Source organism: Cobetia sp. L2A1 (assembly GCF_009796845.1).
Lineage (GTDB): Bacteria > Pseudomonadota > Gammaproteobacteria > Pseudomonadales > Halomonadaceae > Cobetia.
In genome coordinates this window covers 1,823,069-1,836,168 of sequence record NZ_CP047025.1, presented here as the reverse complement: position 1 = coordinate 1,836,168, position 13,100 = coordinate 1,823,069, and the positions used below count along the sequence as shown (strand labels likewise).

The following is a 13,100-nucleotide window of genomic DNA, read 5'->3' as shown; positions in this document are numbered from 1 at the left end:
GATGCGCCACGAGACACTATCCGACACCACTTGCCAGCTTGAGGATGGCGGCAGTCACGCCGCACCAGCCTCGACGGGCCGTTTATCCCCCATCACGCGGCGACGGATCGCGGCATTTCGCGATAACCGCCGTGCCTGGTGGTCGCTGCTCATCTTTGGCGTGATGTTCGTGCTTTCACTCGGCGCAGAGCTGATCGCCAATGACAAGCCACTATGGGTGGAATATCAGGGCGAGAGCTACCTGCCCATGCTGCACGAATATCCCGAGACGACCTTCGGCGGCTTTCTTCCAACGGCCACCGACTACCGCGATCCCTATGTGATCGAGGCCATCAGTGCGCAGGGTTTCATGCTCAATACCTTGATCCCCTACTCCTACGACACCTTGGATCTCAACCTCGGCTCTCCCGCTCCTTCGGCCCCCAATGGCCGCCATTGGCTGGGCACCGATGATCAGGGCCGCGATGTACTGGCGCGCGTGATCTACGGCTTTCGCCTGTCGGTCATCTTCGCGCTGGTACTGACGATAGGATCCATGGTGCTGGGCGTGCTGATCGGTGGCGTGCAGGGCTACTTCGGCGGTAAGGTCGATCTCGTCGGCCAACGTCTTATCGAGATATGGTCTGGCTTGCCTGTATTGTTCCTGCTGATCATCCTGGCCAGTATCGTCGAGCCGAATCTCTGGTGGCTGACCGGCATCATGCTGCTGTTCTCGTGGCTGGGCATCGTCGATATCGTGCGCGCCGAATTCCTGCGTGCCCGCAATCTGGAATACGTGCGGGCGGCGCGGGCCATGGGCCTGCCGTCGCGACTGATCATGTGGCGTCATGTACTGCCCAATGCGATGGTCGCAACGCTCACCTTCATCCCCTTCCTGTTTACCGGAGCCATCACCACGCTGACCGCACTGGATTTTCTCGGCTTCGGTCTGCCACCCGGCTCACCGTCACTGGGAGAGCTGGTCGCCCAGGGCAAGAACAATCTGCAGGCCCCGTGGCTTGGCATGACGGCGTTTCTCAGCCTCGGCATCATGCTCACCCTGCTGGTCTTCATCGGTGAGGGGCTGCGCGACGCCTTTGATCCGCGTCATGTCAGCGCTCGGGAGCAGAACGCATGAATCAGTCAACGTGGACCACATCCGGGTCTGAACCCAGCGTGCTTCGCCTCGAGAATCTTGGCATCCGCTTCGGCAAGACCGAGGTGGTCAAAGGTCTGTCGCTTGAGGTGAAGCGCGGAGAATGTCTGGCTATCGTCGGTGAATCCGGCTCCGGCAAGTCTGTCAGTCTGCTGGCGAGCCTCGGACTGCTGCCCGGGCACGCCCATGTCACCGGCACACGCGAGTTCACTGGAGTCGATGGCAAGACACTCGATCTTGCCACGCTGACATCCCGGGAATGGCAGCGTGTACGTGGTGGGCGCATCGGCTTCGTCTTCCAGGAACCGATGACATCACTCAATCCACTGACGCGCGTCGGTGAGCAGATTTCAGAAAGCCTGCGCCTCCATCAAGGACTTGCAGGCAATGCGGCTCGCGCACGAGTACTCGAGCTGCTCAGTCAGGTGCAACTGCCGCGCCCGGAAGAAATGATCGACGCCTGGCCACACCAGCTGTCTGGCGGCCAGCGTCAGCGGATAATGATCGCCATGGCGATGGCCAATCAACCGCCGCTGTTGATTGCCGATGAGCCGACCACAGCTCTGGATGTCACCGTACAACAGGACATTCTCGCGCTGTTGGATAGCCTGCGCCGTGATCAGGGCATGGCCATGGTGCTCATCAGTCATGACCTCAATCTGGTGCGTCGTCATGCTGACCGCGTGCTCGTGATGCGTCACGGTGAATGCATCGAGCAAGGGCCGGTGGCGCAGGTCTTTGACCACCCAAGTGCGGAGTACACGCAAGCGTTGCTGGCCGCTGAACCTGAAGGCAGTGCCATTGCGCTCAACGACAGCGATGCCGCCACTCCCGTGCTCGAGGCGCGCAAGCTGGAAGTTCGCTTCTCGCGCACACGCAAGTTGTTTCAGAAGCGCCCGGACGACTTCATCGCTCTGCATCCCCTGGATCTGACGCTTGCCAGAGGTGAGACACTGGGCGTGGTGGGAGAGTCTGGGTCCGGCAAGACAACGCTGGCACTGGCACTATTGAAACTGCAGTCCGCACGTGGCGAGATCCATCTCGAACGTGAGCGCATCGATACGCTGGATCGCAAGACGCTACGCATGCGACGCCGCCAGATGCAGATCGTTTTCCAGGACCCCTACGGCTCACTATCGCCCCGCATGCCGGTCTCCGACATCATCAGCGAGGGACTGCGCTTTCATCAGCCGGAACTCTCTGATCAAGAGGTAAGACAGCGCGTCGCTCAAGTATTGGAAGAGGTTGAGTTGCCCAGCGCCTGTGCGGATCGCTACCCCCATGAGTTCTCCGGCGGGCAGCGTCAGCGCGTGGCACTGGCGCGCGCCTTGATTCTGGAACCGCGCCTGCTGGTGCTGGATGAACCCACATCAGCGCTGGACCGTAGCGTCCAGAAACAGCTCATCGCCCTGTTGCGAAATCTGCAGGCGCGACATGGCTTGAGCTATCTGTTCATCAGCCACGACCTGGCAGTGGTACGTGCGCTCTCGCACCGGGTAATGGTGCTGCGCGAAGGCCGCTTGATCGAAAGCGGTACTACTGCTGACGTGCTCGGCAACCCGCAACAGGACTACACCCGCGCCCTGATTGCGGCAGCGGGATTGCGCAGCATCTAGCGTATGGCATCGAAACGAGTAATGACGGGCTCTGACACGTCCCGACACATGAAACGGGCTGGCATTGCGCCAGCCCGTTTGTTTTCAACTTGCCTCTTTTCTCTATGCTCATCCAATGCCCTGCATAGCACGCGATCAGTACGATAGCAGACCTCAGCGCAGATCCTTGTAGCACTGTCTTCTCTTCTCAAAGGCGCCATCACTCTACAAAATTCTTCCATTAGATGGATTGCACTTACCGCACCTCAGAGTTGCAAAAGTCTCGACAGGTGATTGCAAATAATAAAGGTTCTCAATATGATTCAATGAGATCCTGGGCCAATTGAAGAGAGGTCAGCAGACGTGAACGTCACCTCTCGACACACCTGGAGCCCATGCAACGTGGCTTTACGCGCACGGCATAACAATAGACTGACCAAGGGAACCTCATGACCGCTCAATTCCGCTTTGCTTCTCGTAAGCCGCTCACCGCCGCGATTGCACTTTCCGTCTCACTGCTCGCAGGTGCTGCTCACGCCCATGAAGGTCACCAGCAGGCAGAGGCAAAGGATGTCACCGCCGAAGCCGTTGTCTCCCAATACGCCAATGTGGCCCACGCCACCTACAGCGACGCACTCGCCAGTGCCAATGCGCTGCGTGCCGCCAACGCTGCCCTGATTGAAGCCCCGTCCGAGGTAACGCTGGCCGCCGCTCGCACTGCCTGGAAGCAGGCGCGTGTCGCCTATCAGCAGAGCGAAGTGTTCCGCTTCGGCAATGCCATCGTTGATGACTGGGAAGGCCAGCTGAATGCCTGGCCGCTGGATGAAGGCCTGATCGATTACGTCGAAGGTGACGGCTACCAGGCAGAACTGGGCAACCCGGGCGCCAGCGCCAACATCATCGCCAGCGACAGTGTCCAGATCGGTGCCGACAAGATCGATACCACCGAGATCACGCCAGAGCTTTTGGCCTCCCTGAATGAGCTGGGTGGCTTTGAGGCCAACGTCGCCAGTGGTTATCACGCGATTGAATTCCTGCTGTGGGGCCAGGACCTCAACGGCTTCCAGGCAGGTGCCGGCAATCGCCCGGCCAGCGACTTCGCCAAGGGCGATGCCTGCACGGCGGAGCACTGCGACCGTCGTGGTGCCTATCTGCTGGCCGCCAATGACCTGTTGATCAGCGATCTGGAATACATGGTCGGGCAGTGGGCTGAAGGTGCCAAGGACAACTACCGTGCGGAATTGACGGCACTTCCAGCAGGCGAAGGCCTCGAGAAAATGCTGTTCGGCATGGGCTCCCTGTCACTGGGCGAACTGGGTGGCGAGCGCATGAAGGTCGCGCTGGAAGCCAACTCCTTCGAGGACGAGCATGATTGCTTCTCGGACAACACCCACTACTCGCACTTCTATAATGCCAAGGGCATTCAGAATGTCTTTGAGGGCAAGTACGTGACCCTGGATGGCCGTTCCTTCGAGGGCCCGTCCCTGCATCAGCTGGTCGCCAACAACAATCCGGAACTGGCCCAGAAGATGCACGACGCGCTCGACACCACCATGGGTCAGCTTCAGGTCATGGTCGATACCGCTGAAGCCGAAGACGGCATGAAGTTCGATCAGATGATCGCGCCGGGCAATACCGAAGGGGCTGCCATCATCAATGCCAGCATCGATGATCTGGTCGCCCAGACGCGTCTGATCGAAGAGATCGCTGACACGGTTGGTATCAGCGGTCTGAAAGCCGATACGGCAGATCACGAGTTCTAATCCGTAAAGCGCCTCTTGCAACACGCCGTGGCCGATCGCCCGAGCCTGTCATCTGACGGGCTCGGGCGTTGATGGTTTCGGACTCGCAATTATTGCGCGCCTGCTAATTGAAGGAAGTGGTCACTGGGCCACACCCTTGAATTCAGCCCCCTGACCGCGCACGCCAGGACACATGATGTTGATGCACAAGACCATGACGCCACATGCTTCGGTTGACAGCAGCCCTTGTCGCAGTCTGTCTCTGGCTATCGCCATTGCCAGTCTGATAGCCACCACCCCCGCCTGGGGCGCACACCCGAGCCAGTCTCCTGGCTCGCCGCTGACAGTCGCCAGCTATCTCTCAAGCCTGCCACTGCAGGAAACCCCCAAGAGCGGGGGTGAAGGCAGCGTGCGCAAGCACGATACCAATGCCTATTCACTGCCCGCCAAGAACATGAGCTTTGATCAACGCCTGTCGTTCAGCGTCGGCAACAGCTTCTTCAAGAGCCCGTGGGTGATCGCACCCGCCAGCACCACGGCACGCGATGGTCTCGGTCCTCTGTTCAATACCAACGCCTGTCAGAACTGTCACGTCAAGGATGGCCGCGGTAGCCTGCCGGTGGCGGGAGATCCAGCGATAGGGCTGTTCCTGCGGCTGGGCATGCCGGATAGTCCCGCGCACAGCTGGAGCGATGAGGAGCGTGAATTCCGTCGTATCAGCGGCGTGATGCCACATCCCGTCTATGGCACTCAACTGCAGAATGCCTCAGTACCTGGCATGCCGGTGGAAGGTCGCATGCAGGTGAACTACCAGGAACGGGGCGTGACCCTGGCCGATGGCCATGAGGTCAACCTGCGCGCGCCCCACTACACCATTGCCGACCCTGGCTATGGGGACCCCGGCCCCATCGCCCTCTCACCTCGCCTTGCCCCCGGCATGGTAGGCCTTGGGCTGCTCGAAGCCGTCAGCGATGACACGCTACTGGAATGGGCAGATCCACAGGATAGTGATGGCGATGGCATCAGTGGCAGAGCCAATACGGTATGGTCCATCGCTGATGATGCGCTGGTACAGGGGCGTTTTGGCTGGAAGGCCGGTCAACCGAGTGTTCGTCAGCAAAGTGCCAAGGCCTTTGCCGGCGATATGGGCCTCACCTCAACACTTGTCGGATCCACTGATTGCACACCCGTACAGAAGTGCGACGAGATGCCCAACGGCGGCACGACGGAAGTCGAAGACAATGTGATGGATAATGTGGCTTTCTACTCACGCAATCTGGCCGTGCCGACACGTCGCGATATCGAGACGCCTGAAGTGCGAGCGGGTGAGCAACTGTTCCGCGAACTGGAATGTGCCAACTGTCACCGACCACGCCTGACGACACCGCAAAGTGGCGTAGCCGAACAATTGGCCGACCAGACGATCTGGCCCTACAGCGACATGTTGCTGCACGACATGGGGGATGGGCTATCCGATCAACGGCACGAATTCGAGGCTAGCGGCAACGAATGGCGCACCCCGCCTCTGTGGGGAATCGGCCTTGCCCAGACGGTGAATCCTGCCACAGGCTTCTTGCATGATGGCCGTGCACGCACCCTGCTTGAGGCGGTGTTATGGCATGGTGGCGAAGCCCAGGACAGCCGTGATGCTGTCGTGGCCCTGCCGACGGATCAACGTGAAGCGCTGCTGCGATTCCTCGAATCACTTTGAGGCTGATACCGACAGACTCGAATAAGCATGCACTATTTGCCATGTCCATCTTGTTATCGCCGCGTGTCTCCTGCGGCACTGATTTAGGAAATCCTGTTCATGTCTCGTGATCTGATGACTGCTTCTCGCCTGGCGACTCGCCCACAACGCAAGCGCTCCAACGCGATGCTGTTGATATCTGGCGTGACCTTGCTGTCCACGGCCTTGGTCGCGACGTCTTCTCAAGCGAACACTGCCGAGAACAGCGCTGTTGCCGTGAGCCAGTTCGCGGCGGACACGCTGACGACGGCTCATCAGCAGCTCGCCGCGCGCCTCACCACACTTGAAACCCATACGCGACAATACTGCGCGACGGAAGGCGACGTCTCCCTTGAGACACTGAAAAACAACTGGCGTGCTGCCATGCTCGGATTGAATCAGGTCAACTGGATCGAGATGGGGCCCATCCTGCAGAACTCGCGTCAGTGGCAGCTGTACTTCTGGCCGGACAAGAAGGATCTGGTGGCACGCAAGACACAGACGCTGCTGGCCGCCGATACCCCCATCACGGCTGACAGCCTGGCCGAGCAGTCCATCGTCTTGCAGGGTCTTGGCGGTGTGGAGTATCAGCTGTTTGATGCCAAGTACGCAGATACCCCGCTGACCACTGACACGCGTCGTTGCGAGCTTATGATAGCCAATACTGCTTATCTGGCCGGCAGTGGCAGGACGCTGCTGGAAGAATGGCAGCAGTTCGCACCACAACTGGCCAAGGGTGAGGGCAGCTTCAGTGACCCACGAGATGCCGTGCTGTCACTGATACGCGCGATGACCGTTCAGCTGGAAGCCATCAAGGACCGCAAGCTGCGCCGCCCAATCGGCCTGGACAATGGTGGCACCGCCAATCCCTATGCAGCGGAGTCCTGGCGCGGAGGCATGGGGCTGGCCAACATTCGCGCGACGCTGGAAGAGATGGAGCGTCTGTGGGTCGGCAATGAAAAGGTGTCTGGCATTCACGGCTACCTGAATGGCCAGGTGGATCCGCGCATGGTGGCCTCCACGACCCAGGACTTCGTCGATGCCCGTGAGGCCTTCGCTGCCCTGCCCAACGACCTCGCCGCTCTGCTGCGCGACGACCCACGCAATGGCGACCTTCAGCAGGCCATGATCCATATCGAAACGTTGCAGGCAGGCTTTGCCGACACGCTCAATCCGGCACTCGGGCTATCGCTCGGCTTCAACAGCACGGATGGCGATTGATCAGCGATGAACACTTTCTCGACACAGCCCCGGCGCTCGATGTCAGACGGGGCACAGCGCCGACAACTGCTGAAGGCATTGGCCTGCGCACCACTGATGGGGCTACCCGGCGGCGTGGCGTTGGCCGGTGGCAACAATGCTGCCAGTGCCCGCGGACGCGCCCCTCTCGGGGTAGCCATCTCGGCCTGCGATGACGACAGTGGCCAGCACTACGCCAGTTGCACCAGCTACTCAGGCGTAGAGCGCTGGCGTCGCCCGATCAAGGAACGCGCTCATGGTGCGACTCGTCATCCCGACAAGCCCTGGGCGCTGATCTTCGCGCGCCGTCCGGGGACGGAAATCAATGTCTTCCACCTCGACAGCGGTGAACAGATCGCGCGGATCGTGGCCGCACCAGATCGCCACTTCTATGGGCACGGCGTGTTCAGCCCGGATGGCGGCCTGCTGTATACCACCGAGAATGCGATCGCGCGCGGGGAAGGACGTATCGGCATCTACGACGTGAATCGCGGCTTCGCGCGCATCGGCGAATTCAACAGTGGTGGTGTTGGGCCGCACGAGATTCGACTGCATCCGAATGGCCAGCTGCTGGTCATCGCCAATGGTGGAATTCTGACGCGTCCGGAGACTGGCCGGGTCAAGCTCAACCTGGACACCATGCAGTCCAATCTGACGTTGCTGGACCGGGTGAGCGGCGAGATCCAGTGGCAGGATTCCCCTTCACATCATCAGCTGTCGCTGCGCCATCTGGATGTGGGTCGCGATGGCACCATCGTGGCGGGTTATCAGTATCAGGGACCAGCATCCGACCAGCGGCCGCTGGTCGTGATGAAGCGCCCTTCCGGTACGGGACTCGAGGAACTGCCCTTGCCGCTGGAGTATCTCCCGCAGCTCAAGCAGTACATCGCAAGCATCGCCATCACCCCCGATGGGCAACTGGCAGTCGCGACCGCACCACGTGGCAACCTGATCACGCTCTGGAACCTGCAGACGGGAGAGCTGGATTCGACGCTGGATTTCGCCGATTGTGCTGGCGTGCTGGCGGTACCGGCAACGAACGAGACGCCGGCAGGCTTCGTGGTCAGCAACGGACGCGGCGAATGGCTGCTGATCGATGAAGATGGCCTGCCAGCCCTGGGCCCCGTTCGCCTCGCCAATACTCACTGGGACAACCACCTTGCGCTGATGTGAGCGAATGATGTCTTGATGATCTGCTCCACCAATGACGACGCCCCACAGGCACAGGCCTGCGGGGCGTCGTCATTTCCCGCAGACAGACTCAGAAGCGATAGGTCAGGCTGCCGATGATGCTGCGTGACTCACCGTAATAGCACCAGTAACTGCAGCTGGCGACGTATTCCTTGTCGGTGAGATTGCTGACATTGATCTGCGCACTCAATTCGCGAGTGAAGTCATAGCCGACCATCGCATCAAACAACAGGTAATCCGAGACGGTAGTGTCGCCATCCACGGATTCACCCACATACCGCGCCCCAGCACCGAGTCTCAGACCGTCCAGAGTGCCGCTTTCGAAGGCGTAATCCAGCCAGCTTGAGGCCTGGTGGCGCGGAATCAGCGGCGCTCGCACATCATCTTCCAGGCGAGCATCGGTATAGGTGTAGGCTGAGGTCAGCTTGAGGTGATCAGTCAGGTAGCCCACCATCTCGAGCTCGAAACCCCGCGACTGGCGCTCCCCTTCCTGCATCTGGATTCCCCCCGTGGTGACGAGAGTATTGTCCTCAGTGAGGTCGAAGACAGCCGCTGTGACATAGCCATCCCAGCCGGCCGGCTGGTACTTGGCTCCCAGCTCCCACTGGCGACCTTCACGCGGCTCATAGAGAGAGCCGCCATCATCGACGGCGCTGATCGGCTCGAAGGATTCGGTATAGCTCAGGTAAGGATTGAGGCCGAAGTCAGTCAGATACATCACCCCACCCGACCAGCTGACCTCGTCATCGTCAGAGCGCTCGCGACTACCCGTCGTCTGATTGACGTTTTCGGTCTCCGCCTGGTCGTAGCGGACCCCCGCCAGCAACACCCACTTGTCATCGATGCGCAGCTGATCCTGCACATATAGCCCGATCTGCTCCTTGTCGATATCTCGACGCGTGATCTGATCATCTGACAGCGCCGTGTAATTGCCATATTGCGGGTCAAACAGATCAATCGGGTCGCCGAAGGCGTAATCATCCGCCTCCTTGCCGGACAGGCTCAGGTTCTGATAATCCACCCCGAGCAGCAGGGTATTCTCGGTACGCTCGCCATACCATTTGCCGATGGCGCGGTTGTCGACGGTATAGCTGTCGATGGTGCCCTCGCGATACAGCAAGCCGCGTTGACCTTCTCGCGCCGAGGATTGATAGAGGATGTAGCTGCTGATCAGGTCGAGATCCAGCTGGCTGTAGCGAAAATCCTGCTCGAGCGACCAGGTATCGTTCAGGCGGTGGCGCAGTTCGTAGCCCAGCGATGACTGGGTGCGCTCATCCTTGTCATAACCCGGCTCACTGTAGTTGGTCTGCGGGTCCACCTTGCCGAACGGCGTATCATCCACGGTGCCATAGGCCAGCTTGAAGGCATTGGTGGGGACACCATCATCCTTCTGAAGACTCGCGAGCACGGTCAATTGAGTATCGTCCGAGATATCCCAGGTCAGGCTGGGCGCGAAGTAATAACGCTCATTGTCGGTATTGTCCAGATCACCATCGCGCTCACGGTACAGGCCCACCAGGCGATAGCGAACATCGCCGCTATCGTTCAGATATCCGCTGGTATCCAGGCCTGTCTGACGCAGCCCGCGATTGCCGACCTGAATCTGAATCTCGGCCTGCGGCTCATCTGTCGGACGCTTGCTGATGGCATTGATCAGACCTCCGGGAGGCGCCTCACCGTAGAGGATGGACGACGGCCCCTTGAACAGATCGACACGCTCCAGCCCGTAGGTTTCCGGCAGCCACTGATAGAAGCCCTCACGATAGATCCGCAGACCATCCTGATAGGTGGACTGATCAAAGCCGCGCACCTTGAACCAGTCGGTATTGTTGTCGGAGCCATAGTGGCCGGACAGGACGCCGGCACGATAACGGAAGGTTTCATCCAACTGCTGCACGTTGCGGGTATCGAGCTCATCACGATTGACGGTCGAGACCGACCGCGGCGTTTCCACCAGCGGCGCCTCGACCTTCAAGGCGGTGCCGACCACGACCAGGGTATCGTCAGGATTGGCGGCCAGCAGCATCGGTGACTGAGCCAACAACCCCGTGGCGATACACAGTCGAATCGCGCGTGACAGCGGCGTGTCTTGCATTGAGCGTCTGCCGCACGAGCCGGAGGCGCTGCTGAGGTAAGACGGATGACTGGACATGAGGTGTTCCCTTGCAAAGATGAGAATCTCATCGCGTCATCACTTCCCCCGTAGGCGCGTCTCTAAAAGGCACGCTCAAGCCAGACGGGGATGACAATCACGATGATTCGTATTTACCTGATTGAGCGCGCACGACTGCCGTGCTACTGGCCGTCATTCTGTTCGGCACCATTCTCTGCGGCCCCCATAAGGTGCCTGGTGCATCAGCGGCGAGCGGTACGATTATCATCCATGAGTGATCATCGTGAGATCCATCGTGCTCTCACGACGCCCAGAGGCTTCCCTGCGATCTTGAGCTCCGGACGGTGTTCAATGCTGCATCGTGCACTTGCATCGCTCTCGTTATTGCAGAGACGCTAATACTGTAGGGGCGTTCATGTCACAGACGCATTGATACAGTCATGGACTCAGACTTCATCCAGCCGAGCCACGGCATCGCGACTGATGTGCTCACGTTGAGCGCCTGACAGCTCCTGAAGCTTTCCTGAACGCATTTCAAACAGACGGTCCGCCTGCTGGAAGTAGTGATCATCATGGCTGATGGCAAAGACGGTCTTTCCCATCTCACGTAAGCGTGGCAACAGATCTCGATAGAAGACACGGCGGAACTGCGGGTCTTGATCCGCGGCCCATTCGTCCAACAGCAGAATGTCTCGGGATTCTGCAACCGCCATCAACAGGGCGAGGCGCTTGCGCTGCCCTTGGGACAGCGCCGTATTGATGACACGGTCACCCTCAAGTACCAGCTTCTCGCGCATGTGCAGATACCCCAGCCACTGCTCGACAAGCGCAGGATCTGCAGAGTCAGCCGACGGGCCCAGCAGTCGATCAAACTGATGAAAGTCCGTGAAGACCGCCGAGAATTGCTGTCGCCAGGCCTCGCGCTCGTCTTCGTCCACGGGATCCCCGTCACGCAGCAACGCGCCGGATGTCGGGCGATAGAGCCCCGTCAACAACTTGGCCAGTGTCGACTTTCCACTGCCATTACCACCAATCAGGAAGACCAGCTCGCCGCGTAACAGCGTCAAATTCAGCGGCCCGACCGAGAATGCGGCCGCCTGAGTGGCCTGCTCCCCTTGTTGGTCTGCGTAGGTGAAGCTGACATCCTTGAGACTCAGAGTCTGCCAGGGTGCAGACACCCGGGAGGCGGTATGACAGTTCGCCGTTGGCAACCCGGCCGCAAACTCCTCGCGTACCGGAGCCAACGCCAGCATGCGCAACTTGCCGAATGCCACATCCGCGCCAAGCAGGGTCGGTAGTGCCCCCACCGCCTGTATCAATGGCGTACGCAAGAACAGCAAGGTCAACGAATAGGTCGCCGCCACATTGCTGGAGGCCCAGCCAAGTCCATTGGCCAGATAGAAGACGATACCGATGGCGCCAAGCATCATGATGTTCGAAAAGTTGACTGCACTCAGATGGTAAGTATCGGCCCGCACGACGTGGCGCTGATAGTCCCGGGCATTGACGCTGTAGTCTCCGTCAAAATACTCACGTGCACGCGCACGATTGAGCGCCAGCTCCTTGCGGCCATCGATGACGGCCTCGTAGTTGGCATACAGCCGGCTTTCCGCTTCGCGGACCTGGGCCAGATGACGATAGACCCGAGTGACCAGCCAGCTCCCGCCCAGGATGGTCAGCGTCACCCAGGCGGCGGTCACCAGCATCATCCAGGGCGATAGCCAGCCGAGGTAGACCACCGCGCCGATCGTCAGCACGATGCCCTGTACCAGTTCCGGCAGGCGCACGAAGGCCAGCGTGATATTGCGGATATCACTGGACAGGCTGGCCAGGAGATTGGCGCTGCCCAGCTGCTCCAGTCGCTCGATGTCAGTATCGAGAATCTGTTTGATCACCCGACCGCGCAGGCCATGCACGAAGTGATGGCCCAGCGTCGTCAGTGCCAGTTGCGCGCCAAGCGTCACGGCCAGCAACAGAAGGATCAGCACGAGGAATTCCGGCAAGACGCCGACAAAGTCGCTGGACTGCATGCCCGAGTGGGCGATCAGCCGCTGATTGATATAGGCGATGACGCCAATGCCGAGTCCGGCGCTCGCCAGGCTCAGTACGATCACACCCATGAATGCCCAGCGATACTGAGCAATGACTACCCGCAATAACGTCAAATCCCTGCCACTCCCCTCACGATGCAAGCCTCTGGCGACATCCACTGCGCGTTGAAGAGCGCAGCCAGAGGCCGCCATCAGTTAGTGAAGGGGGATCTTACGGCTGGCATAATTTAATGCAAGAAATATTGATAAAGATTAGCATTTAGATTCAAAAAACAACATGCCATCAAAATACCGTCAGACATCGT

At 59.7% G+C, this 13,100-nt stretch carries 8 protein-coding genes; 6 read left to right on the top strand and 2 right to left on the bottom strand.

Annotated elements, in window-relative coordinates:
• The first annotated feature begins 1 nt into the window (after position 1).
• The 6 genes from GQR90_RS07990 (at position 2) to GQR90_RS07965 (ending at position 8,613) form a co-directional block, all read left to right on the top strand.
• A complete protein-coding gene (locus GQR90_RS07990) occupies positions 2–1,117 on the top strand; it encodes an ABC transporter permease (protein ID WP_158773636.1) in 1,116 nt (371 codons plus the stop codon).
• Positions 1,114–2,751 carry an ABC transporter ATP-binding protein gene (locus GQR90_RS07985; protein WP_158773635.1) on the top strand — a complete coding sequence of 546 codons (1,638 nt, stop codon included), beginning with the start codon at positions 1,114–1,116 and terminating at the stop codon, positions 2,749–2,751. The genes GQR90_RS07990 and GQR90_RS07985 overlap by 4 nt, the downstream gene beginning before the upstream one ends.
• 428 nt (positions 2,752–3,179) lie before the next feature.
• Positions 3,180–4,493, top strand: a complete 1,314-nt coding sequence (locus GQR90_RS07980) for an imelysin family protein (RefSeq protein WP_158773634.1) — start codon at positions 3,180–3,182, stop codon at positions 4,491–4,493.
• Between the two features lie 181 nt (positions 4,494–4,674).
• Positions 4,675–6,183 (top strand): di-heme oxidoreductase family protein, encoded by a 1,509-nt coding sequence (locus GQR90_RS07975; protein ID WP_233266486.1) that lies wholly within the window; start codon positions 4,675–4,677, stop codon positions 6,181–6,183.
• Positions 6,184–6,282: 99 nt separating this feature from the next.
• On the top strand, positions 6,283–7,422 hold the full coding sequence (locus tag GQR90_RS07970; RefSeq protein ID WP_158773633.1) for an imelysin family protein: 1,140 nt from the start codon (positions 6,283–6,285) through the stop codon (positions 7,420–7,422).
• 6 nt (positions 7,423–7,428) lie between these two features.
• Entirely contained in the window at positions 7,429–8,613 is a 1,185-nt protein-coding gene (locus GQR90_RS07965; protein ID WP_158773632.1) for a DUF1513 domain-containing protein, read from the top strand.
• Positions 8,614–8,701: 88 nt separating this feature from the next.
• Here the strand turns inward: GQR90_RS07965 and GQR90_RS07960 are convergent, their stop codons facing one another.
• Together GQR90_RS07960 and GQR90_RS07955 are read right to left on the bottom strand one after the other, a co-directional pair.
• Positions 8,702–10,726 carry a TonB-dependent siderophore receptor gene (locus tag GQR90_RS07960; RefSeq protein ID WP_158773631.1) on the bottom strand — a complete coding sequence of 675 codons (2,025 nt, stop codon included), beginning with the start codon at positions 10,724–10,726 and terminating at the stop codon, positions 8,702–8,704.
• Positions 10,727–11,190: 464 nt separating this feature from the next.
• Entirely contained in the window at positions 11,191–12,909 is a 1,719-nt protein-coding gene (locus GQR90_RS07955) for a multidrug ABC transporter permease/ATP-binding protein (RefSeq protein ID WP_158773630.1), read from the bottom strand.
• Positions 12,910–13,100: the final 191 nt, after the last annotated feature.